Source organism: Ralstonia insidiosa (assembly GCF_008801405.1).
Taxonomy (GTDB): domain Bacteria; phylum Pseudomonadota; class Gammaproteobacteria; order Burkholderiales; family Burkholderiaceae; genus Ralstonia; species Ralstonia insidiosa.
The window spans coordinates 3,211,990-3,232,020 of the sequence record NZ_VZPV01000001.1 but is presented as its reverse complement, the minus strand read 5'-3'; the positions used below and the strand labels follow the sequence as shown (position 1 = coordinate 3,232,020).

Below are 20,031 nucleotides of genomic sequence, written 5' to 3'. Positions count from 1 at the left end.
TCACCCGCGAACCCCCGTCCCATGCCCTTTTTGCCCGAACCTCTGTTCCAGCACGGTCAGCCCGATCGCACGGCGATCCTGCTGGTCAACCTCGGTACACCCGACGGTACCTCGCCGCGCGAGGTAGGCCGCTACCTGCGGCAGTTCCTGTCCGACCCGCGTGTGGTGGAGATTCCGCGCGCCGCGTGGTGGTTCATCCTCAACGTGCTGATCCTGCCGCTGCGCTCGCGGGCGTCGGCGCACAAGTACGAAAGCATCTGGCTGCGCGAGGCCAATATGACGGGCTCGCCATTGCTCGTCTATACCGAGCGCCAAGCGCATGCGCTGCAGCAGTTGATGAACGCACAGGGCCACGACGTGGTGGTCGCCTGCGCGATGCGCTACGGCAATCCGTCGATCCCATCCGTGATGCAGGCGCTGCGGAAGCAGGGCGTCGAACGCATCCTCGTGCTGCCGATGTATCCGCAGTATTCCGGCACCACCACCGCCACGGCGTTCGACGAAGTCTTCCGTGTGCTTGGCGAGATGCGCAATCAGCCGGAGCTGCGGCTGGTCAAGCATTTCCATGACGACCCCGCCTATATCAATGCGCTGCATCAGCAGGTCGGCGCCTACTGGGCGCAGCACGGCGCGCCGGACTTTGCGCACGGCGATAAGCTGCTGCTGTCGTTCCATGGCGTTCCGCGCCGCACGCTCGAACTGGGCGATCCCTACCACTGCGAATGCCTGAAGACCGGCCGCTTGCTGGGCGAGGCGCTCGGTTTGCTGCCGGGGCAGTACCTCGTGACCTTCCAGTCGCGCTTCGGCCGCGCCGAGTGGTTGCAGCCGTACACCGCGCCCACGCTGGAAGAGCTTGGCCGCGTCGGCACCAACCGTGTCGACGTGTTTTGTCCGGGTTTCCCTGCCGACTGTTTGGAAACGCTGGAGGAGATCGCCATGGAAGGGCTGTCTACCTTCCGTGTCGCCGGTGGCAAGGACTTCCACTACATCCCGTGCTTGAACGACAACGAGGCGTGGATTGCGGGCATTGCCGACATTGCGCTGGCGCATCTGCAGGGCTGGCCGCTGACGCTCACGCATCCGCATGTACTCGAAGCCAGCCGCACGCGCGCGCAAAGCAAGGGTGCCGCTGCATGAAAGTGAGCACCGACCCAGCAGATCGCGTCCGCATCGACAAGTGGCTGTGGGCGGCGCGCTTCTTCAAGACGCGCTCGCAGGCGACCGACGCGGTGGAGCGCGGCCGTGTGCAGATCAACGACCAGCCGGTCCGCCCGGCCAAGGACGTGAAGATTGGTGACCGCGTGCGGGTACACGCGCATGAGCAGCAGTGGGAGTTGGAGGTATTGGCGTTGGCCGAGCTGCGTGGCCCTGCCTCGGTCGCGCAAACGCTCTATGCCGAGACGGATACGAGTCGCTTAAAACGCGAGGAAAACGCCGACAGGCGCCGGCTATATCAGGAACCCGCTGTGCAAATCGCCGGTCGACCGACCAAGCGGGACCGGCGTCGCATCGACAAACTCGGTGATTGAGGCAGCCGAAGTTAGCCGATGCGCGCGAGTGTGTGCTAACTTGCGAAGCTCAGGCCGCGCGACAACTGCTGCATCTGCGCCGGTTTGCTGATGTAGTGCTTGAAGATAGCCTTGCCGCTGCCGTACTCCGTATAACGTGGTGTAACGGCGCCAGACAGGCAAATGAACGTTGTCGCTGCGGTCAGGGTCAACAGCAGGAGCACGGTGAATACTGGCAGCTTGTTGTGCATGGTACGAACCCTCAAAGAAGCTCGCGCCCCCCAAATTTTTCTTGCATCATAGGCGGCCAATTGTGGTGTCGCAATCGCCGCGCCGTTGCCGTTGGATGAAACTTGTAACGCGATATTTCGTGATGCACGGCGCACAGTTGCTGTGCACCTTGCGCCCTTGAAAGGCGCGCCAAATGCCCCATATCGGGGAGTAATTGTTTGTGAAAATCCAGCGGATCCTGCGCCCGGCACGTGTTGTGCGTCGATCCCTTTATCCAGCGCTATGAAACACACTTCGGAAACCCCCTCGACCCCGGACTCGCAAGCTGCTCAGCCGACGCAATCTGCTGCCGCAGGCCAAGCTGCCAATGCTTATTCGAGCCAGGCCCAGCGCGCCAGCGCCGAAGCCCAGGCCGTTGCCGGTGACGAAGCTGCCGTGGCGGAAGCCGTGGCCGATGCGGACGTCACCGAACTGCGCCGCCAACTGGAAGCCGCCGAAGAGAAGGCTCGCCAGAACTACGAAAACTGGGCACGCGCCACGGCTGAAGGCGAGAACATCCGCCGCCGCGCACAGGATGACGTGGCCAAGGCCCACAAGTTCGCCATCGAGAGCTTTGCTGAATACCTGCTGCCCGTGATGGACAGCCTGCAAGCCGCACTGGCCGACACGTCGGGTGACGTCGCCAAGCAGCGTGAGGGCGTTGAACTCACGCTCAGGCAGCTCTACGCCGCTTTCGAGAAGGGCCGCGTGACCGAGCTGAATCCGGTAGGCGAGAAGTTCGATCCGCATCGCCACCAAGCGATTTCGATGGTGCCTGCTGACCAGGAGCCCAACACCGTGGTGGCTGTGCTCCAGCGCGGCTACACGTTGGCCGACCGCGTACTGCGTCCGGCCCTGGTGACGGTGGCTGCGCCCAAGTAAGCCAGCGCTTTCACGCTCATGCTTCAGAACACCGTTTCGTCGCGCACAACGCCTGCCGTGATCCCGGTCGATACGACCGTAGTCGCGGTGCTTGGCATGCGCGGCGTTCCGGTGTTTTCGTTCGCGCATCGTGGTACGCAGCTTGGCCGGGCGACCGGCTGGAGCGGCCACGCGCAGTTTGCCGCCACGGTTGCCAAGACGCGCAATACGTCTGCGGCCGCGCCGCTGGTCTGAGGCAGCGTCCACCATGACGTCGATGCCGCTGGCTGCGGCCCTCCTCATTGCATCTTCTTCCCGTGCCGTGCGCCCGAAGCGCGTGGTGCGTGCATTGCCGCACGCCGCTCAGGCGATGACTGCGGCCCTTGCCGCCGCCCGGCGGTTGTTCTAGTGCCCTAGCGGCACGTCGCCGCCGGGCTCCTTCCCCCACCTGCAGTTCGGTTTCACCGCCGGCCGGCGTTTCGCCCGCTGGTTTTCTTGCCATCGCCCAGGGCTGTCATGCCATCGGCGGCGGCTTTACCTAGTGTTCAAGACGAATCCGTAGGAGATCGCCATGTCCGCAGCCGTCATCTATCTGACCGAGCTCGACCTCACCCGCCTGGAAAACGCCGCCGCCCGCGCCGGTAGCAGTTCGCCGCTGGCTGAACTCGTCGATGACCTCATCGCCCGTGCCAACGTGGTACCTGGCAACAAGATTCCCGCCAACGTGGTGACGATGAACTCGGTGGTCCGTGTGGTGGATGACGCCGGCGCGGAGCAGGAGTGGACGCTGGTGTACCCGGAAGAGGCCAACGTGGCGTCGGCCAAGCTGTCGGTGCTCTCGCCCATGGGTGCAGCGCTGCTGGGCCAGCGCGAGGGCAAGTCGGTCAAGTACACCGCGCCCAACGGTGTCAAGCATGGGCTGCGCATCGAGCGCGTCGCCTTTCAACCCGAGGCCAGCGGCCAGCACACGCTGTAAGCCATCAGTCCCTTAGAACCTGCTCACAATCCGTAGCGAGCGGCCTGAGGTTAGCTTGAGAAGCGCAGCCGTACACGTGTACGGCGAGCATCGCAAAGCCAAGATCAGGTCGCGCAGTAGGATTGTGGGTAGGTGCTTAGCGTGAGAGGCTGTAGCCGACGCGCAACTGCGAGCCCAGCTTGTGGTTGTAGTCGAGCAGGCTCTCGCCGTAGCCAGTGAAGTACTGGATGAACAGGTAACCGGCGGTACCACCGAAGATGCGGCTCATCGGATAGGTGAGCTGTGCGTCTACGCTGCCGTAGCTCCTGCGCGTGCCCTTGCGCAACGTGGCGGCTAGCTCCCAGCCATTGGGCGCGCCATATGACACGCGGAAATCCCCAAAGCCGCGGTAGTTCGCGATGTCGGTGTTGCCGCTGCGCGTGAGGTAGGCGTATAGCTTCGGCTCGAACTTCCAGTGATAGTCGGTCAGATCGCCAAAGTGGAAGGTCGGGCGCACGAACACGGTGTTGATGGCGCGTGAGGCGTCACCGTCACGGCCGTTCGATTCGTGCTCAATGCCGCCGGCAAACGACAGCCGTGTCAGTGCACCCCCTTGGATGCCGGTATCGGGCCGGTAGTAGAACAGACTCGGCCGATAGTTCGTATCCCGGAACGGTGCCGATTCCTTGCCCAGATCCCACAGCGAAAACTGCGTGTAGCCAAAGTACAGGTTGTCCAGCAGTGCTGTCGACGCCGGGTTCTCCGGCTGGAATATCCGGAATTTGAAGCTCAACTGGAATTTCATGTTCAGGCCTTCGTGCGCCCCCAGGGCTGCGAACATGGGCTCGTGGAAGGTCAGGCGGGCGGTTTCCTCCGGCGGGCGGGGTGCGTCGCCGGTGCCGGCCACTGCCACGGCAGCGGGCGGGGCCGCGTTGGTGCTGCTCGCCATTGCGCTCGGGTTGGTGCCCAATGCGCCGCCCGGGCGGGTGGCGTCTGCGGCGGCGTTGCGGGCGGCGCCGGCCGGTGCCCCTTCAGCGGCGATCTGTGGGGCGTCAGCGCCACGCACCAGCGTGACCAGCACAGGCGCGGCGTCCAGCTCAGGCACGTCGATGCGCACGGCGCCGCGCAACGCCTCGGGCAACGTGCCGCTGTAGGTGATGGTGCGCACTTGGCCCGGGCGCAAGTGCAGCGTCTCCGCACCTGCATTATGTCGGCTCAGCGTCACTTCAACCGGACCCTGCAGATCGGCGGTGGCCGTCACGCGCAGTCTGGCGGGCACGGTATAGCTGCGCTGGGCCACATCGCCCGAGATGACGAGCGTGAGCGTGAACGGCTGGGTGGCGTCGACGCGGCGCGCGGGTTGGAGCAGGGCGACGGCGGCATCGGCTGGGGGTGCGGCGCAGGCGGCAAGCACGGCTGCGCCCAGAGCGAATCGGAATGGGGGCAAACGCATCGGGAGGCGAGGGGCCAGGTGAGGTACCCGGCGAGTGGCAATGCGCCCAAGGGTACCATCGCGCCCTTTTGGGCCTTGTTTGCCGCGCTTCGGACGTCGCAAACGCCTGGTTCTTGCCAAGGAGCCTATGTTTTCGGGTGCTTTCCCGAGAAAAACCGGCCAAAATGCTCAACTTTTCAAAATTCGGCCTTGAAAAGCCGGGCGGCACTCCCACATCCGATCCAAGTTTGTATTCAGTGCAGTCCTGACACCAAATTCGAGGAGTAAGACCATGGGCAAAATCATCGGTATCGACCTGGGTACCACCAACAGTTGCGTCTCCATCATGGAGGGCAACACCCCCAAGGTGATCGAGAACGCCGAAGGCGCGCGCACCACCCCGTCGATCATCGCTTACATGGAAGACGGCGAGATCCTGGTCGGTGCCCCGGCCAAGCGCCAAGCAGTGACCAACCCGCGCAACACGCTGTATGCCGTCAAGCGCCTGATCGGCCGCAAGTTTGAAGAGAAGGAAGTCCAGAAGGACATCGGCCTGATGCCGTATTCCATCGTCAAGGCCGACAACGGCGACGCCTGGGTGGAAGTGCGCGGCCAGAAGCTCGCCCCGCCGCAAATCTCGGCCGAAACCCTGCGCAAGATGAAGAAGACCGCCGAGGACTACCTGGGCGAGGAAGTGACCGAAGCCGTGATCACGGTGCCGGCCTACTTCAACGATTCGCAGCGCCAAGCCACGAAGGACGCTGGCCGCATCGCCGGTCTGGACGTCAAGCGCATCATCAACGAGCCGACCGCGGCTGCGCTGGCTTTCGGCCTGGACAAGAACGAGAAGGGCGACCGCAAGATCGCCGTGTATGACCTGGGCGGCGGTACGTTCGACATCTCGATCATCGAGATTGCCGACGTGGACGGCGAGAAGCAGTTCGAAGTGCTGTCGACCAACGGCGATACGTTCCTGGGCGGCGAAGACTTCGACCAGCGCATCATCGATTACATCATCGGTGAGTTCAAGAAAGAACAAGGCGTTGATCTGTCGAAGGACGTGCTCGCGCTGCAACGCCTGAAGGAAGCGGCGGAAAAGGCCAAGATCGAGCTGTCGAGCACGCAGCAGACCGAAATCAACCTGCCGTACATCACGGCCGATGCCTCGGGCCCGAAGCACTTGAACCTGAAGATCACGCGCGCCAAGTTGGAAGCGCTGGTCGAAGACCTGATCGCTCGTACGATCGATCCATGCCGCACCGCCATCAAGGATGCTGGCGTGAAGGTGTCGGACATCCACGACGTGATCCTGGTCGGCGGCATGACCCGTATGCCGAAGGTGCAGGAGAAGGTGAAGGAGTTCTTCGGCAAGGAAGCCCGCAAGGACGTGAACCCGGACGAGGCCGTTGCCGTGGGCGCTGCCATCCAGGGTCAGGTGCTGGGCGGTGACCGTACCGACGTGCTGCTGCTGGACGTGACGCCGCTGTCGCTGGGCATCGAAACGCTGGGTGGCGTGATGACCAAGATGATCGGCAAGAACACGACCATCCCGACCAAGTTCTCGCAGACCTTCTCGACCGCTGATGACAACCAGCCGGCCGTGACGATCAAGGTGTACCAGGGCGAGCGCGAGATGGCCTCCGGCAACAAGATGCTGGGCGAATTCAATCTGGAAGGCATTCCGCCGGCACCGCGCGGCACGCCGCAGATTGAAGTGTCGTTCGACATCGACGCCAACGGCATCCTGCACGTGGGCGCCAAGGACAAGGCGACCGGCAAGGAAAACAAGATCACGATCAAGGCAAGCTCCGGCCTGTCGGAAGCCGAGATCGAGCGCATGGTGAAGGACGCCGAGGCCAACGCCGAGGAGGACAAGAAGCTGCGCGAACTGGTCGACTCCCGTAACCAGGGTGAAGCGCTGGTGCACTCGACCAAGAAGGCCCTGGGCGAGTACGGCGACAAGCTGGAAGCTGGCGAGAAGGACAAGATCGACGCTGCGATCAAGGAGCTGGAAGAAGCCCTGAAGGGCACAGACAAGGCCGCGATCGACGCCAAGACCGAAGCGCTGGCGACTGCCTCGCAGAAGCTGGGCGAGAAGGTCTACGCCGACATGCAGGCCAAGGGCGAAGCTGGCGGTGCTGAACAAGCTGCGGGTGCCCAGGCAGGTGGCGCGCATGCAGGGCAAGGTGCTCCGCACGACGATAACGTCGTCGACGCCGAGTTCAAGGAAGTGAACGACAAGAAGTAAGCCCCAAGTCCGCCATGGCGGACGTGAGGGACCGCCGGGCAGTGGTCATCGGGTTGTGCAGAGCGCACCTGATGCCACGCTCGGCTTTTTTGCTATTCGACACGCAGTAAAAACAGGCGACGAGTTCAGCCACTATGGCAAAACGTGATTACTACGAAGTGCTCGGGGTGGGCAAAAACGCGAGCGACGACGAGATCAAGAAGGCCTATCGCAAGCTCGCGATGAAGTACCACCCGGACCGCAATCCGGACAGCAAGGAAGCGGAAGAGAAGTTCAAGGAGGCCAAAGAGGCCTACGAGATGCTCTCCGATGCGGACAAGAAGGCTGCGTACGACCAGTACGGCCACGCCGGTGTCGACCCCAACGCTGGCTTCGGCGCGGGCGGTGCCGGCTTTGGCGGTGGTTTTGCCGAAGCCTTCGGCGATATTTTTGGCGACATCTTTGGCCAGGCTCAGGGCCAGGGTGGCCGTCGTGGCGGCGGCCCGCAGATGTACCGCGGTGCTGACCTGCGCTACAGCATGGAGATCACGCTGGAGCAGGCCGCGAACGGCTACGACACACAGATCCGCGTGCCGCACTGGGACGAGTGCGACCACTGTCACGGCAAGGGCGCCGAGCCCGGCTCGAGCGTGGAGACCTGCCCGACCTGTCACGGCGCCGGCCAGGTGCGTGTGTCGCAGGGCTTCTTCACGATGCAGCAGACCTGCCCGAAGTGCCACGGCAGCGGCAAGTACATCCCCAAACCGTGTACCAAGTGCCACGGCCAGGGCAAGCTGAAGAGCCAGAAGACGCTGGAAGTGAAGATTCCGGCCGGTATCGACGAAGGCATGCGCATCCGCTCGTCGGGCAACGGCGAGCCGGGTATCAACGGCGGCCCGCCGGGCGACCTGTATGTGGAAATCCACATCAAGCAGCACCCGGTGTTCGAGCGCGACGGTGACGATCTGCACTGCCAGATGCCGATTTCGTTTGCGACGGCAGCCATCGGTGGCGACATCGAAGTGCCGACACTGGGCGGTCGCGTCGCATTCCCGGTGCCGGAAGGCACGCAGGCTGGCAAGACGTTCCGCCTGCGCGGCAAGGGCATCAAGGGCGTGCGCTCGGGCTATGCGGGCGATCTCTATGTGCACATCAACATCGAGACACCGGTCAAGCTGACGGAGCATCAGAAAGAGCTGCTCAAACAGTTCGACAAGTCCGTGCACGAAGGCGGCTCGCGGCACAGCCCGCAAGAGCAAACGTGGATGGACAAGGTGAAGAACTTCTTCTCCTCTTAAGCACAGCGTTACCGCAGTAACCGGGGGACATCGTCATGCAGTTGCCGCAAGCCGGCGCGCCGTTCGCGCTGCTGGACGATGCCACCTCGGGCGGCGTACCGTGTTCGCGCTGGTACACCGGTTATGCAGGTGAGTTTTTCCGGCCAGCCGGTGTGCTGGAGGGTCTGGACGACGATCTGCGTGCCGCATGGCGCGCGGGCTTGCATGCCCTGATCGTTGCACCCTATGAGTTCGGCAAGCCGCTGGTCGGTTTGCCGGCTTCCACTGCAAATTCCTCGTCACTTCCCGGCCACGATGGCCGCCTGCGCGTGCTGCTGTTTCGCTCGCTGCAGGTGCTGTCGCCGGCTGAGGTGGATGCGCTGTTCGACGCGTGGCCTGAAGCGAGGGGCGCGGCTGGTCTGTTCGACTGCGCTGCCAGTGTCGATCACGCCACCTACACCCACGCCATTGACCGCATCCACGACTGGATTGCGGCGGGCGACACTTACGAAGTCAACTACACCTACCGCCTGCGCATGACGGCGTTCGGCGCGCCGGCTGCGCTGTATCGACGCCTGCGCGCGCGTCAGCCGGTGCCGTATGGCACGTTCATTGGACTGCCGGAGGGTGGGGCGATCCTGTCGTGCTCGCCGGAGTTGTTCTTCTCGCATCACGCAGGCCAGCTTATCGCGCGGCCGATGAAGGGCACGGCACCCGCCACGGGCGACGCCGAAGTCGACGCGACCCGCGCCACCGCACTGGCTGCCGACGAAAAGAACCGCGCTGAAAACCTGATGATCGTCGACCTGCTGCGCAACGATTTGGGCCGCCTCGCGCGCCCTGGCTCGGTGCGTGTGCCGGCGCTGTTCGAGGTGACGCCGTTCGGCAGCGTGCTGCAGATGACGTCCACCGTGGAGGCGGAGATTCCGCCCGCCACCGGCCTCGCCGATTGTCTGCGCGCGCTGTTCCCGTGTGGCTCGATTACCGGCGCCCCCAAACGGCGGACGATGGAGATCATCGATGCACTGGAGCCCGAGCCGCGTGGTCTTTATACCGGCGCCATCGGCTGGGTCGATGCACCTGCCGATGACAGCGTGATGGGCGATGCGTGCTTCTCGGTGGCGATCCGCACGCTGGTGCTGAGTGTGCCCGGCAGCGATGGCCTGCGAAAAGGCGAACTCGGTATCGGCTCGGGCATCGTGCACGACAGCATCGCCGATGAGGAATACGCCGAGTGCCAGTTGAAGGCGCGTTTCGTGACCGCGCTCGATGCGGGCTTGTCGCTGTTCGAGACGATGCGCGCGACGCACGATGGTGTGCCGCTGCTGGAGCGACATCTGGCGCGGCTCGGGCGTTCCGCGCAGGCGTTTGGGTTTCCGTTGGATCGTGCCGCGCTGGCAGGTGAGGTGGCGCGTGAGTGTGCGTCGCTGGCACCTGAGGGCGAGTACCGCATGCGTTTGTCGCTTGCGCCCAATGGCACTGCGAGCGTGACGGCAGCACCGCTGTCACCGCTGCCTGCGACTTGGGATGCGCCGGTGCGTTTGCTGGTTGCATCGCAAACACGCGAGGCCGCACACAGTCTGCCTTCCCACAAGACCAGTCTGCGCGCCGATTACGACGCCGCCTGGCAGGCCGCCGAGCGCGAGGGCGCATTCGATACGGTGTTCTTCAACGAGGACGGCACATTGGCCGAAGGCGGTCGCACCACGGTGCTGGTCAAGCTGGATGGCGCGTGGTGGACGCCGCCGCTGTCGGCGGGTGTGCTGCCGGGCGTGATGCGTGCCGTGCTGCTGGAAGACGCAACGCCTTGGCTGGGCGCTCCGCTGCGGGAGCGTGTGTTGACGCGCGCCGACGTTGCCCGCGCCGAGGCGATCGCTGTATGCAACGCCCTACGCGGCGTGGTGCCCGCGTATTTCGAGCCGCCCCTGGCCGTCGACGCTCTCTAGTTTCCAGCGCGCAACCCCGGGCAGGTTGATGAGCTCGCGGTCGTGGCACACCATCAGCAGCGCGCGGCCTTCTGCGGCCAACTCTCCGACCAACGCGATGACCTGTTCGCGCGCAGCGCCATCCAGGTTCGACGTTGGTTCATCGAGCAGCAGCACATCCGTGCGCAGTGCGCGTGCGCGGGCCAGCGCCAGGCGCTGCGTCTCGCCGCCGGACAGGCGTTCGGGCGGCACATCCACCACGTGCTGCAGCCCAGCCCAGCGGACGGCCTCGTCGATGCGGCCGGCCAGTTCTGCGCGTGGCACGCGGTGTGCGCCGGTGGTCAGCCCATAACTGAGATTGGACCGCACCGATGTACGGAACAGGTACGGATGCTGGTGCACATACGTGAGCCGCGTGCGCAGATCGGCCGGGTAGGGCGACAGCGGTTGTGGTCCACGGCCAAGGTCGACCGTCGCGCCATGCGTCGGTGCGAGCCCCGCCAGCATGCGTAGCAGCGTCGTCTTGCCGACACCATTGGCGCCCGTGATGACAATCGCGTTGCCCGCCGACAGTGCCAAGCGTGGAATGTCGAACAGCATGCGCGTGCCGTGCTGGCAGCGCAGGTGCTCGAACACCATCATCGGTTGCGAGGGGGCGCTCATGCGGCTTCCCGTCGATAGTTGCCAGCGCCCTGCAGCCACGCCAGCACGAGGTTGACGAGCAGCGCCAGCACGATCAGCACGATGCCCAGCGCAATGCCTTGCGCGAACTCGCCCTTGCTGGTTTCCAACGCAATCGCCGTCGTCATGGTGCGCGTGATGCCCTCGATATTGCCGCCAACCATCAGCGCGGAGCCGACCTCTGCGATGACGCGGCCGAAGCCTGCCACCACGGCCGCCATCAGGCCGAAGCGAAGTTCACGAAACACCGTCAGCAGCAGGCGCACGCGTCCGGCACCGAGCACGCGCGCCGTTTCGGCCAGGCGCGGATCAGCCCGTTCGAGCGTCGTCAGCGCAAAGGCAACGATGACTGGCAGCCCGAGCACTGCTTGCCCGAGGATCATCCCACCCTGCGTGAACAGCAGCCCGAAACCCCCGAGTGGCCCTTGGCGCGAGAGCAGCAGATACAGCAGCAGCCCGATCAGCACCGTCGGAAACGACAGCGAGGCCTGCGCCAGCACCACCAGTGCGCGACGCCCGGCAAAGCGGTGCATGGCGATGGTGTAGGCGATGAGCAGCCCCGGTGGCGCCGCCAGCAACAACCCGGCAATCGCCACCTTCAACGATACCCAGACGATCGTCCACAACGCGGCATCGCCGCTGGCGAGCAGGGCGAATGCGTCGACGGTAGCCGACCAGATTTCCATCCGTGGGGCGCTCAGGCGAACGTGTGTTCGGGGCCGGGGAACGTGCCGTCCTTGACGGCGGCCACGTAGGCTGCGACCGCGCCGTCGATGGTGGTCTGCCCATCCATGAAGTTGCGCACGAACTTGGGCCGGTGGCCAGGGAACACGCCCAGCATGTCGTGCATGACGAGCACCTGGCCCGAGCACTCCAGCCCCGCGCCGATGCCGATGGTGGGAATCGCCAGCAAGCGCGTCACCTCGCCGGCCAGCGCGGCCGGAATCGCTTCCATGACGACGAGTTGTGCGCCAGCATCCTGCACGGCCAGCGCGTCGAGCTTCAACTGCTTGGCCGCTTCATCGCCACGGCCCTGCACCTTGAAGCCGCCGAAGGCATGCACCGACTGCGGCGTCAGGCCGATGTGTGCGCACACCGGAATGCTGCGTTCGACGAGGAACTGGATGGTGGGCGCGAGCCAAACGCCGCCTTCGAGCTTGACCATCTGCGCGCCGGCTTGCATCACGCGCACAGCGCTGTGGAAGGCCTGCTCGGGCGTGCCATACGTGCCGAAGGGCAGGTCCGACACGAGCAGCGCTTTGTCGATGCCGCGCGACACGCATTCGGTGTGATAGACGATGTGGTCGAGCGTGACCGGCAGCGTGGTCTTCTGGCCCTGCATCACGTTGCCGAGCGAATCGCCCACCAGCAGCACATCGGCGCCGTTGCGGTCCATCAGGGCGGCGAAGCTGGCGTCGTAGGCCGTCAGCATGGCGATGCGATCGCCGGCGGCACGCATGGCCTGCAACGAAGTCACCGTGACGGCCTTGCGGTTCGATTCCTGGAGATAGCTCATGGACTGGTATCCAGTTGGTCGTCGCGACCATCCAGACAGACCGCGCGTGGGTCTGCTACCGGGTCGCGAGCTTGATGAATTCCTTGGGGCCGCGCATCGCGTCGATGCGGGCAAGCAAGGTGCGGAAATCGTCGTCGTTGCCAACGGGGTCGAAGGCAGCGGTGTCGACGATCAGCGTCGGTGCGGCATCGTAATACAGAAACAGCTCGCCGTACGCGGCGCAGATGCGTTCGAGGTAGTCGGCATCGATGCCCGTTTCGTAAGGAACGGCGCGCTTGGCAATACGCGGCAGCAGGTCTTCGGCACGGGCCTGCAGGCAGATCACCAGATCGATGCGTTGCTGGGGCAGCGCCAGCGCTTTCGCCATCGCGTCGTACAGCGCGAGTTCGTCAGCCGGCAGCGTGAGCTGAGCGAACAGGCGGTCGCGCGGCAGGAAGCTGTCGGCAACGATGCGCTCACCCGTGAGTGTGGCCTTGTGCCACGTGGCGAGCCGCTCGGCGCGTTGCAGCAGGAAGCGTAGCTGCACCGGCAGCGCATAGCGTGCGGGTTCAGCGTAGAAGCGGGCGAGGAAGGGGTTTTCAGCCGGCGTCTCGAACAGCGTGGCCGCACGCAGGTGGTCGGCCAAGCGCTGGGCCAGCGTGGTCTTGCCCACGCCAATGGGCCCTTCAACAACGATGCGGCGCAGATGATCAAGTGCCATCAACAGGCGGTAAGGCGGAATGCAGAGTTAGGCAGCGGGCTGCTTGGCGCGCATGCATTGGCACATCGAGGTCTTCTCGATGCGCTGGTCGGCCACACCGGGCAGCAGGTCAGCCACCGCACCGATGCCCGGGATCACGAGATCGGGCGCCAGTTCATGCAGCGGCAGCAGCGTAAAGGCGCGCTGGCCTACACGCGGGTGCGGTACGGTCAGTTCGGGCGAGGTGAGGACGTGGTCGCCGTAGAGCAGCAGATCCAGGTCCAGCGTGCGCGGCGCGTTGCGAAACGGGCGCTCGCGGCCGAACTGGTCTTCAATGTGGTGACAGATGCGGAGCAGTTGGCCCGCCGTGAAATGCGTATCGAGGCGCACCACGGCGTTGATGTAGTCGTCGCCGCTGGCATCGACGGGCGCGCTGCGGTACAGGCTGGATTTGCCGGTGATGGTGATGCCAACCTGCTGCGCAAGGCAGACCACGGCATCTTTCACAGCCTGGCGAGCGTCGCCCAGGTTGGCACCGATGCCGATGTACGCCACTGTCTTCACGTTCCCTCCGAGCCTTCCGGACTGACGCGTTCGACTGTATCCGATTTTGCCGGACCGCGTCGGCGGCGACGGCGTTTGGCCGGCCCAGTGGAGCTGCCGGTTGCGCTGTCCGTTGCGCCGCCTCTCGGGGCAGGGTTTTGCTTGGCTTGGGCCATCAAAGCATCGCGGGTGTCGCCGTCGCCATTCTGGAAATCAGTCCACCAGTCGGCGAGCTCTTGCGGCAGTTCGCCCGAGGCGCAGCGCAGAACGAGGAAGTCATACCCCGCGCGGAAGCGCGGCGATTCGAGCAGGCGATATGGCATGCGGCCCGAGCGCTTTTCAAAGCGCGGCTGCATGCTCCAGATTTCCTTCATGTCGGACGTGAAGCGGCGCTGGATGGCGAGTTGCTCGGTCTGGCGGTCGAGCACTTCGTCCATGGCGGTGTGCAGCGCGGGGATCAACGGTTCGCCAGCCGAGCGACGGCGGTTCCAATGCTCGACCACGTGGTGCCACAGCAGCGAGGCAAACAGGAAGCCCGGCGAGACCGGCTTGCCGGCCTTCACGCGATCGTCCGTGTTGTCGAGCGCGAGCTGCACGAAGCGCTGGCCCATCGGCTGTTCGAGCGCCACATCCAGCAGCGGCAGCAGACCGCGGTGCAGGCCCGCCTTGCGCAGCTCCTGCAGCGACGCCCAGGCGTGGCCCGACATCAGCAGCTTGAGCATCTCGTCGAACAGGCGCGCGGCCGGCACGTTGTGGATCAATGGGCCCAGCTCGGCAATCGGCGCACGCGTATCGGGGTCGATATCGAAACCGGTCTTGGCCGCAAAGCGCACCACGCGCAGCATGCGCACCGGGTCTTCGCGGTAACGGGTGAGCGGGTCGCCGATCATGCGCAGCGTGCGCGCGCGCATGTCTTCCATGCCGTGATGGTAGTCATGCACGGTTTCGTCGGCGGGGTCGTAGTACATCGCGTTGACGGTGAAGTCGCGGCGGGTGGCGTCTTCCGCCTGGGTGCCCCAGACGTTGTCGCGCAGCACGCGGCCGCTGGCGTCCACGGCATGCGTGTGGTGGTCCAGGTCGGTGCGCTTGACGCGCTTGCCGGCCGGCACCTGCTCGCTTTCCACGGCATCCACCAGCGCGCGGAAAGTCGAGACTTCAATGATTTCCTGATCGCGCCCGCCGTAGAACGTCACGTGCACGATCTGGAAGCGCCGGCCGATGATGCGCGAGCGGCGGAATAGCGCCTGCACCTGATCAGGCGTGGCGTTGGTGGCCACGTCGAAGTCTTTCGGCTTGATGCCCAGCAGCAGATCGCGCACCGCGCCACCCACGATGAAGGCGTCGTAGCCCGCTTCCTGCAGCGTGGAGGTGACCTTGACCGCGTTGCGCGAGAGCAGCTTCGGGTCGATGCCGTGCTCTTCCACGTTCCACACACGTGCCTGGCGCGGTACGCCACCGGTGGATTTGCCGCGCGCCTTGGCCGCTTTGGGCGCCCTGGGGGCACGGGCTTTCTTGGCGGGAGGCGTTCCCGGCTCGGCGGCCGTAGCGGTCGAAGCGGGTTCTGAAGTGGTCTTGCCTAGCAGGCGATTGATGAGTTTCTTGATCACGCCGCGCTCAGCTTAGAAGAGATCCATGATGCGCCAATTGCGCGAAGCTGCGAGGTTGCGCAGCGTGTCGTCCGGGTTGGTGGCCACGGGGTCGGTCACCTCTTCCAGCAGCGGCACGTCGTTGGCGGAATCGCTGTAGAACGTGCTGTGCTCGAAGTCCTTCCAGCCGCGGCCCATGTCGGCCAGCCAGTCATGCACGCGGGCGACCTTGCCCTCGCGAAAGCTCGGCGTGCCGGCTACCTCGCCGGTGAAGGCGCTGTCGGGTGCGCCGTCAGCGGTGGCGGGCTCGGTGGCGATCAGGTGGTCGATGCCGAACGCCTGGGCGATCGGACGGGTGACGAAGCTGTTGGTGGCCGTGACCACGCAGCAGAGGTCACCGGCGTCCAGATGCTTGTAGACCAGCGCCTGGGCCTGCGGGGTGATCTTCGGGCGGATCACCTCGTGCATGAATTCCGCATGCCACTGGGCCAGCGTGTCGCGCGAGTGCGCAGCGAGCGGTGCCAGGGCAAAGCGCAGGAAGGCTTGGATATCCAGCGTGCCGGCTTTGTAGTCGGCATAGAACTGGTCGTTCTTGCGCTGGTATTCGGACGCGTCCACCACGCCGCGACGGATGAGGAAACGTCCCCACTCGTGGTCGCTGTCGGTGGGGATGAGGGTGTGATCGAGGTCGAAGAGGGCCAGATTCATGGGCGGCGATTTTACCCGAAGGTTACGTAACCAACCGCATCTGCCCCGGAATCAAGCCGGCATTCACTTCATCAGCGCGAGCATGTCGCGCACAAGCGGCAGGGTGACGGCGCGCTTGCGGGCGAGCGAATAGGTGTCGAGGGCGTCCAGCAGGGCCATCAGGCTCGGCATGTCGCGGTAGGAATGCGTCACAAGCCACTGCGGAACGTCGGCCGAGAGCTGCATGCCGCGCTCACGGGCGGCGTGGCGCAAGGCTTCCACCTTGTCGGCATCGGACAACGGGCGCAGCCAGTAGACCAGGCCCCAGCCCAGGCGAGTGCGCAGGTCTTCACGCAGCGGCATCGACATCGGGGCAGCGGCCCCAGCGATGGCGATGGCAGCATGCGGGTGCGCGCGCACTTCGTTGACGAGGTTGAACACGGCAATTTGCGCCCATTCGTCCAGGTGCTCGGCGTCGTCGATGGTCCAGACCGTGACTTTCGGGTCAAAGTCATAGGCTTCGGCCGGCGCATCGGGCTCCAGCGTGCGGACTTCGTAGCCGCCGGCCTCGGCCTGGGCGCAGATGGCCTGCAACAGGTGGCTGCGGCCGCTGCCTTCCTCGCCCCACAGGTAGACGAGGCGGTCGGTGGCGGTGCCGTCCACCACCTGCGGAACCAGGGCGCGCAGGCGCAGCAGCGCCTCTTCGTTGCCAGCGGCGACGAAGTTGTCGAAGGTCGGAGCGGGGGGCGCGCCGAGTTCGAGCGGTAGCTGTTCTGGTTGGGCCATGAGGCTAAGGTGGCTGTGTCAGGCGGCGGTAATGCAGCGGGTAAGTTATTCGCGGTAGAGCCTGCTGCTCAGGTAAAGCTGCCGAATCTGCCGCAAACCGACCAGTAGCACAGCACTGATCGGCAGGGCCAGCAGGATACCGAAAAATCCGAACAATTGGCCAAAAGCCAGCAAGGCGAGGATGACGGCCAGCGGGTGCAGGCCGATGCGCTCGCCCACCAGGCGCGGCGTCAGATAGAAGCCTTCGAGCATCTGACCGATGCCGTAGACCACTGCCACCGCCAGCAAACCGTACAGGTTGCCGAACTGCAACAGCGCAGCAAGGACGGCCAGCGTCAGGCCGATGCCGAAACCGATGTAGGGGATGAACACCGCCAGGCCCGTGAAGATGCCCACCGGCAGCGCTACATCAAAGCCCGCCAGCGCCAGGCCCGACGAGTAGTACACCGCCAGCACCAGCATCACGATGATCTGCCCGCGCAGGTATTGGGAGAGCAGGCCGTCGGTCTCGCTGGCCAGCTCGCGCGTCTTGGCCAGCCACCGGCGCGGTACGGCTGCTTCGATCCGGCGCATCAGCATGTTCCAGTCCATCAGCAGGTAGAACATCACGATCGGCACGAGAAAGGCCGTGGCCAGCACCTGCAGCGCTGCTGAGCCCGACACGCGCAGGGTGTTCAGCGCCGTGGACATCACGTCTTCCGGGCCGGAGGCGAGCTGCTCGGTCAGCAGTTTGCGCAGGCCGGGAAAGTCGAGCCGAACCGGCACGCCCATCTCCGCCAGCTTGGGCGAGACCGCCGCATTGAGCTTGGCCAGCATGCCGGGCAGCTGTTCGCGGATGGCCGGAATCTCTTTCTGCAGCACGGCCAGCACCAGCAGCGTAAGCGCCACGCCAATCACCGTCAGCAGCAGGATCATCAGGAGCACGCCCAGCGCGCGCGGCACACGGTGACGCTGCAGCCACTCCACGCCGGGATGCAGGATGTACGACAGGATGAACGCGAACAGGAACGGCGTGAGCGTCGGCGCCAGCAGCTTGAGCAGCGCAAAAAAGACGATCGCCACGGCAATCCAGGCGAGCGTGCGCTTGGTCTCCTGCGACAGCAACGGGGCGTTCATGGGCGACGACGGTTCTTGAAGAGGGTGGGCGGAGCCGAAAAGCGGCCATCGGGAGGGCCGCATCCGGTAAAATCGTGATTTTACTGGACCGGCGGGTCCGATTTTTGTGACTTCCCGCCGCCGTCCTGCCTTCCTCACCGGTTTTTTTCTATTCAGACGTCAGTATGAGCGCTTCCGAAACCCCATCCGCAGGCCTGTCTTACCGTGACGCAGGCGTCGACATTGAGGCGGGTGACGCCCTGGTTGACCGCATCAAGCCGTTTGCCAAGCGCACGATGCGCGAAGGCGTGCTGGGCGGCATCGGCGGCTTCGGCGCGCTGTTCGAGCTGTCCAAGAAGTACCAGGAGCCGGTGCTGGTGTCCGGCACCGACGGTGTGGGCACCAAGCTCAAGCTGGCGTTTGCACTGAACCGCCACGACACGGTCGGCCAGGATCTGGTGGCCATGAGCGTGAACGACATCCTGGTGCAGGGCGCCGAGCCGCTGTTCTTCCTGGATTATTTCGCCTGCGGCAAGCTCGACGTCGACACGGCTGCCACCGTGGTCAAGGGTATCGCCCAGGGTTGCGAACTGGCCGGTTGCGCGCTGATCGGCGGCGAAACCGCTGAAATGCCGAGCATGTACCCGGACGGCGAATACGACCTGGCCGGCTTTGCCGTCGGCGCGGTCGAAAAGCGCAAGATCATCGATGGCACCACCATTGCCGAGGGCGACGTGGTGCTGGGCCTGGCCTCGTCGGGTGCGCATTCGAACGGCTACTCGCTGGTGCGCAAGATCATTGAGGTGTCGCGCCCGGACCTGAATGCCGACTTCCACGGCCAGCGCCTGCAGGACGCCATCATGGCGCCGACGCGCATCTACGTGAAGCCGCTGCTGTCGCTGATCGAAAAGCTGACCGTCAAGGGTATGGCCCACATCACCGGTGGTGGCCTGACCGAAAACGTGCCGCGCGTGCTGCAAGACAACCTGACCGCCGTGCTGCACAAGAGCGCCTGGACGCTGCCGCCGCTGTTCCAGTGGCTGCAGAAGGCCGGCAATGTGGCCGACGACGAAATGCACCGCGTGTTCAACTGCGGCATCGGCATGGTCGTGATCGTGTCGGCAGCCGACGCGCCGGCCGCCATCGCCCACCTGAAGGACGCGGGCGAGACGGTCTACCAGATCGGCGAAATCCGCGCCCGCCAGGCTGGCGAAGCGCAGACGATCGTGGTCTGATGCGCCGACGCGAAGTTTGCGCCCAACAAAAAACCGCCGACAAGTTCGGCGGTTTTTTTATGCGTGGCGCTGGCGAGCGACTTACTTGAGCGGCACGTAATCGCCGTTTGCCGGGTCGTCTTTCTGCAGCGCGCCGGTGTTCTTGTCGATCAGCAGGGTGACCACGTGCGGCGCGGTGTTCGGATCGCCACCGCAAGCCGGCGTGTGGTTTTCCAGCACTTCGACGTTGTAGTGCGTGTCGTCTTCCAGCCCGGCCATGAACGACAAGCATTCGGGCGACAGGCTGGTCAGCTTGTATTTCTCAATCGCGGCGCGGGCGATGTCTGCGGCCTTGGCTTGCTCGGCTTCACTGAGCTCGGGGGTGCTGGTTGCAGGCGCGCTCGCGGGGGTTGCGACGGGAGCAGAGGCCTGAGCAGGTGCTGGCGCAGCGGACTTCTGTACGTCTTCGGAACGGCCGCAGCCCGCCAGCGCAATGGCGGCGAGCACGGCAAGAAACAGGGGTTTGATCATGGCGCGCGAGGCGTGTGTTCGAAGATAAGACCGCGACTTTACCCGGAATGCATGGATCTTTTCCACGCTGCGTACGCCTGCGGCATGCAGACTGCGCAAGGGCGATAGCCGGCGGCACGCGCATCGGCTTCGTTCAGGAAGAACACGCGGTGCCGGACATAGCCGCCGCGCGCGATGGATTGCCGTGCCGCACGGCAATCGAGCCGGCCATAGATGCGTGCCCGCCGATGCCCGCCCAGCGTGCCGGGCATGGCGCTC

The 20,031-nt window shown here is 64.9% G+C and carries 23 protein-coding genes; 10 read left to right on the top strand and 13 right to left on the bottom strand.

Annotated features, from left to right (window positions below; genetic code table 11):
• Positions 1-21: 21 nt before the first annotated feature.
• Together hemH and F7R11_RS15375 are read left to right on the top strand one after the other, a co-directional pair.
• Positions 22-1,137 carry a ferrochelatase gene (hemH, locus tag F7R11_RS15380; protein WP_064804873.1) on the top strand — a complete coding sequence of 372 codons (1,116 nt, stop codon included), beginning with the start codon at positions 22-24 and terminating at the stop codon, positions 1,135-1,137.
• The gene (locus tag F7R11_RS15375) at positions 1,134-1,529 is read left to right on the top strand and encodes an RNA-binding S4 domain-containing protein (RefSeq protein WP_064804871.1); all 396 of its coding nucleotides are present in this window, start codon (positions 1,134-1,136) and stop codon (positions 1,527-1,529) included. The genes hemH and F7R11_RS15375 overlap by 4 nt, the downstream gene beginning before the upstream one ends.
• Positions 1,530-1,564: 35 nt before the next feature.
• On the opposite strand, the gene F7R11_RS15370 is transcribed toward F7R11_RS15375, so the two are convergent.
• Entirely contained in the window at positions 1,565-1,759 is a 195-nt protein-coding gene (locus F7R11_RS15370) for a hypothetical protein (protein WP_021195890.1), read from the bottom strand.
• Positions 1,760-2,021: 262 nt separating this feature from the next.
• Between F7R11_RS15370 and grpE the strand changes: the two genes are divergently transcribed.
• The 4 genes from grpE to rnk all read left to right on the top strand — a co-directional run bounded on the left by grpE (position 2,022) and on the right by rnk (position 3,615).
• Positions 2,022-2,660, top strand: coding sequence for a nucleotide exchange factor GrpE (grpE, locus tag F7R11_RS15360; RefSeq protein ID WP_064804869.1), 639 nt, complete (start codon positions 2,022-2,024; stop codon positions 2,658-2,660).
• Positions 2,661-2,678: 18 nt separating this feature from the next.
• On the top strand, positions 2,679-2,894 hold the full coding sequence (locus tag F7R11_RS15355; RefSeq protein ID WP_064804867.1) for a hypothetical protein: 216 nt from the start codon (positions 2,679-2,681) through the stop codon (positions 2,892-2,894).
• A gap of 13 nt (positions 2,895-2,907) precedes the next feature.
• Complete coding sequence (locus F7R11_RS27040) at positions 2,908-3,048, top strand: hypothetical protein (RefSeq protein WP_021195887.1); 141 nt, start codon at positions 2,908-2,910, stop codon at positions 3,046-3,048.
• A 162-nt stretch (positions 3,049-3,210) separates the two neighbouring features.
• A complete protein-coding gene (rnk, locus tag F7R11_RS15350) occupies positions 3,211-3,615 on the top strand; it encodes a nucleoside diphosphate kinase regulator (RefSeq protein WP_048935030.1) in 405 nt (134 codons plus the stop codon).
• A 136-nt stretch (positions 3,616-3,751) separates the two neighbouring features.
• On the opposite strand, the gene F7R11_RS15345 is transcribed toward rnk, so the two are convergent.
• Positions 3,752-5,047 (bottom strand): phospholipase A, encoded by a 1,296-nt coding sequence (locus F7R11_RS15345; protein ID WP_064804865.1) that lies wholly within the window; start codon positions 5,045-5,047, stop codon positions 3,752-3,754.
• A 271-nt stretch (positions 5,048-5,318) separates the two neighbouring features.
• Between F7R11_RS15345 and dnaK the strand changes: the two genes are divergently transcribed.
• The 3 genes from dnaK (at position 5,319) to F7R11_RS15330 (ending at position 10,476) form a co-directional block, all read left to right on the top strand.
• The gene (dnaK, locus tag F7R11_RS15340) at positions 5,319-7,274 is read left to right on the top strand and encodes a molecular chaperone DnaK (protein WP_021195884.1); all 1,956 of its coding nucleotides are present in this window, start codon (positions 5,319-5,321) and stop codon (positions 7,272-7,274) included.
• A 134-nt stretch (positions 7,275-7,408) separates the two neighbouring features.
• Positions 7,409-8,551: a molecular chaperone DnaJ gene (gene dnaJ / locus F7R11_RS15335; RefSeq protein ID WP_021195883.1), complete on the top strand. Its 1,143-nt coding sequence runs from the start codon at positions 7,409-7,411 to the stop codon at positions 8,549-8,551.
• A 35-nt stretch (positions 8,552-8,586) separates the two neighbouring features.
• A complete protein-coding gene (locus tag F7R11_RS15330) occupies positions 8,587-10,476 on the top strand; it encodes a bifunctional chorismate-binding protein/class IV aminotransferase (protein ID WP_064804862.1) in 1,890 nt (629 codons plus the stop codon).
• On the opposite strand, the gene F7R11_RS15325 is transcribed toward F7R11_RS15330, so the two are convergent.
• From F7R11_RS15325 to F7R11_RS15285, 9 genes are all read right to left on the bottom strand, one after another.
• Positions 10,420-11,118: an ABC transporter ATP-binding protein gene (locus tag F7R11_RS15325; protein WP_064804860.1), complete on the bottom strand. Its 699-nt coding sequence runs from the start codon at positions 11,116-11,118 to the stop codon at positions 10,420-10,422. The genes F7R11_RS15330 and F7R11_RS15325 overlap by 57 nt on opposite strands.
• Entirely contained in the window at positions 11,115-11,822 is a 708-nt protein-coding gene (locus tag F7R11_RS15320) for an ABC transporter permease (protein WP_064804858.1), read from the bottom strand. Before F7R11_RS15320 ends, F7R11_RS15325 begins: the two co-directional genes overlap by 4 nt.
• An 11-nt stretch (positions 11,823-11,833) precedes the next feature.
• Positions 11,834-12,652: a 3-methyl-2-oxobutanoate hydroxymethyltransferase gene (gene panB / locus F7R11_RS15315; RefSeq protein ID WP_021195879.1), complete on the bottom strand. Its 819-nt coding sequence runs from the start codon at positions 12,650-12,652 to the stop codon at positions 11,834-11,836.
• A gap of 55 nt (positions 12,653-12,707) precedes the next feature.
• Positions 12,708-13,352: a deoxynucleoside kinase gene (locus tag F7R11_RS15310; RefSeq protein ID WP_021195878.1), complete on the bottom strand. Its 645-nt coding sequence runs from the start codon at positions 13,350-13,352 to the stop codon at positions 12,708-12,710.
• Between the two features lie 27 nt (positions 13,353-13,379).
• A complete protein-coding gene (folK, locus tag F7R11_RS15305; protein ID WP_021195877.1) occupies positions 13,380-13,895 on the bottom strand; it encodes a 2-amino-4-hydroxy-6-hydroxymethyldihydropteridine diphosphokinase in 516 nt (171 codons plus the stop codon).
• Entirely contained in the window at positions 13,892-15,481 is a 1,590-nt protein-coding gene (gene pcnB / locus F7R11_RS15300; RefSeq protein ID WP_064804855.1) for a polynucleotide adenylyltransferase PcnB, read from the bottom strand. The genes folK and pcnB overlap by 4 nt, the downstream gene beginning before the upstream one ends.
• A 12-nt stretch (positions 15,482-15,493) precedes the next feature.
• Complete coding sequence (locus F7R11_RS15295) at positions 15,494-16,168, bottom strand: histidinol-phosphatase (RefSeq protein ID WP_064804853.1); 675 nt, start codon at positions 16,166-16,168, stop codon at positions 15,494-15,496.
• Positions 16,169-16,231: 63 nt separating this feature from the next.
• Positions 16,232-16,933 (bottom strand): DnaA regulatory inactivator Hda, encoded by a 702-nt coding sequence (gene hda / locus F7R11_RS15290; protein ID WP_021195874.1) that lies wholly within the window; start codon positions 16,931-16,933, stop codon positions 16,232-16,234.
• A 45-nt stretch (positions 16,934-16,978) separates the two neighbouring features.
• Positions 16,979-18,049: an AI-2E family transporter gene (locus tag F7R11_RS15285; protein ID WP_064804851.1), complete on the bottom strand. Its 1,071-nt coding sequence runs from the start codon at positions 18,047-18,049 to the stop codon at positions 16,979-16,981.
• A gap of 164 nt (positions 18,050-18,213) precedes the next feature.
• Here F7R11_RS15285 and purM point away from each other — a divergent pair, with 164 nt between their 5' ends.
• The gene (gene purM / locus F7R11_RS15280) at positions 18,214-19,263 is read left to right on the top strand and encodes a phosphoribosylformylglycinamidine cyclo-ligase (protein ID WP_021195872.1); all 1,050 of its coding nucleotides are present in this window, start codon (positions 18,214-18,216) and stop codon (positions 19,261-19,263) included.
• A gap of 81 nt (positions 19,264-19,344) precedes the next feature.
• On the opposite strand, the gene F7R11_RS15275 is transcribed toward purM, so the two are convergent.
• On the bottom strand, positions 19,345-19,773 hold the full coding sequence (locus F7R11_RS15275; protein WP_064804849.1) for a hypothetical protein: 429 nt from the start codon (positions 19,771-19,773) through the stop codon (positions 19,345-19,347).
• A 38-nt stretch (positions 19,774-19,811) separates the two neighbouring features.
• Positions 19,812-20,024, bottom strand: a complete 213-nt coding sequence (locus tag F7R11_RS15270) for an Ada metal-binding domain-containing protein (RefSeq protein WP_064806424.1) — start codon at positions 20,022-20,024, stop codon at positions 19,812-19,814.
• Positions 20,025-20,031: the final 7 nt, after the last annotated feature.

Excerpts from the sequence above, each read along its gene's own strand:
- hemH (WP_064804873.1), top strand. The coding sequence starts at position 22 with ATGCCCTTTTTGCCCGAACCTCTGTTCCAGCACGGTCAGCCCGATCGC.
- F7R11_RS15375 (WP_064804871.1), top strand. The coding sequence starts at position 1,134 with ATGAAAGTGAGCACCGACCCAGCAGATCGCGTCCGCATCGACAAGTGG.
- F7R11_RS15370 (WP_021195890.1), bottom strand. The coding sequence starts at position 1,759 with ATGCACAACAAGCTGCCAGTATTCACCGTGCTCCTGCTGTTGACCCTG.
- grpE (WP_064804869.1), top strand. The coding sequence starts at position 2,022 with ATGAAACACACTTCGGAAACCCCCTCGACCCCGGACTCGCAAGCTGCT.
- F7R11_RS15355 (WP_064804867.1), top strand. The coding sequence starts at position 2,679 with ATGCTTCAGAACACCGTTTCGTCGCGCACAACGCCTGCCGTGATCCCG.
- F7R11_RS27040 (WP_021195887.1), top strand. The coding sequence starts at position 2,908 with ATGACGTCGATGCCGCTGGCTGCGGCCCTCCTCATTGCATCTTCTTCC.
- rnk (WP_048935030.1), top strand. The coding sequence starts at position 3,211 with ATGTCCGCAGCCGTCATCTATCTGACCGAGCTCGACCTCACCCGCCTG.
- F7R11_RS15345 (WP_064804865.1), bottom strand. The coding sequence starts at position 5,047 with ATGCGTTTGCCCCCATTCCGATTCGCTCTGGGCGCAGCCGTGCTTGCC.
- dnaK (WP_021195884.1), top strand. The coding sequence starts at position 5,319 with ATGGGCAAAATCATCGGTATCGACCTGGGTACCACCAACAGTTGCGTC.
- dnaJ (WP_021195883.1), top strand. The coding sequence starts at position 7,409 with ATGGCAAAACGTGATTACTACGAAGTGCTCGGGGTGGGCAAAAACGCG.
- F7R11_RS15330 (WP_064804862.1), top strand. The coding sequence starts at position 8,587 with ATGCAGTTGCCGCAAGCCGGCGCGCCGTTCGCGCTGCTGGACGATGCC.
- F7R11_RS15325 (WP_064804860.1), bottom strand. The coding sequence starts at position 11,118 with ATGAGCGCCCCCTCGCAACCGATGATGGTGTTCGAGCACCTGCGCTGC.
- F7R11_RS15320 (WP_064804858.1), bottom strand. The coding sequence starts at position 11,822 with ATGGAAATCTGGTCGGCTACCGTCGACGCATTCGCCCTGCTCGCCAGC.
- panB (WP_021195879.1), bottom strand. The coding sequence starts at position 12,652 with ATGAGCTATCTCCAGGAATCGAACCGCAAGGCCGTCACGGTGACTTCG.
- F7R11_RS15310 (WP_021195878.1), bottom strand. The coding sequence starts at position 13,352 with ATGGCACTTGATCATCTGCGCCGCATCGTTGTTGAAGGGCCCATTGGC.
- F7R11_RS15295 (WP_064804853.1), bottom strand. The coding sequence starts at position 16,168 with ATGAATCTGGCCCTCTTCGACCTCGATCACACCCTCATCCCCACCGAC.
- hda (WP_021195874.1), bottom strand. The coding sequence starts at position 16,933 with ATGGCCCAACCAGAACAGCTACCGCTCGAACTCGGCGCGCCCCCCGCT.
- F7R11_RS15285 (WP_064804851.1), bottom strand. The coding sequence starts at position 18,049 with ATGAACGCCCCGTTGCTGTCGCAGGAGACCAAGCGCACGCTCGCCTGG.
- purM (WP_021195872.1), top strand. The coding sequence starts at position 18,214 with ATGAGCGCTTCCGAAACCCCATCCGCAGGCCTGTCTTACCGTGACGCA.
- F7R11_RS15275 (WP_064804849.1), bottom strand. The coding sequence starts at position 19,773 with ATGATCAAACCCCTGTTTCTTGCCGTGCTCGCCGCCATTGCGCTGGCG.
- F7R11_RS15270 (WP_064806424.1), bottom strand. The coding sequence starts at position 20,024 with ATGCCCGGCACGCTGGGCGGGCATCGGCGGGCACGCATCTATGGCCGG.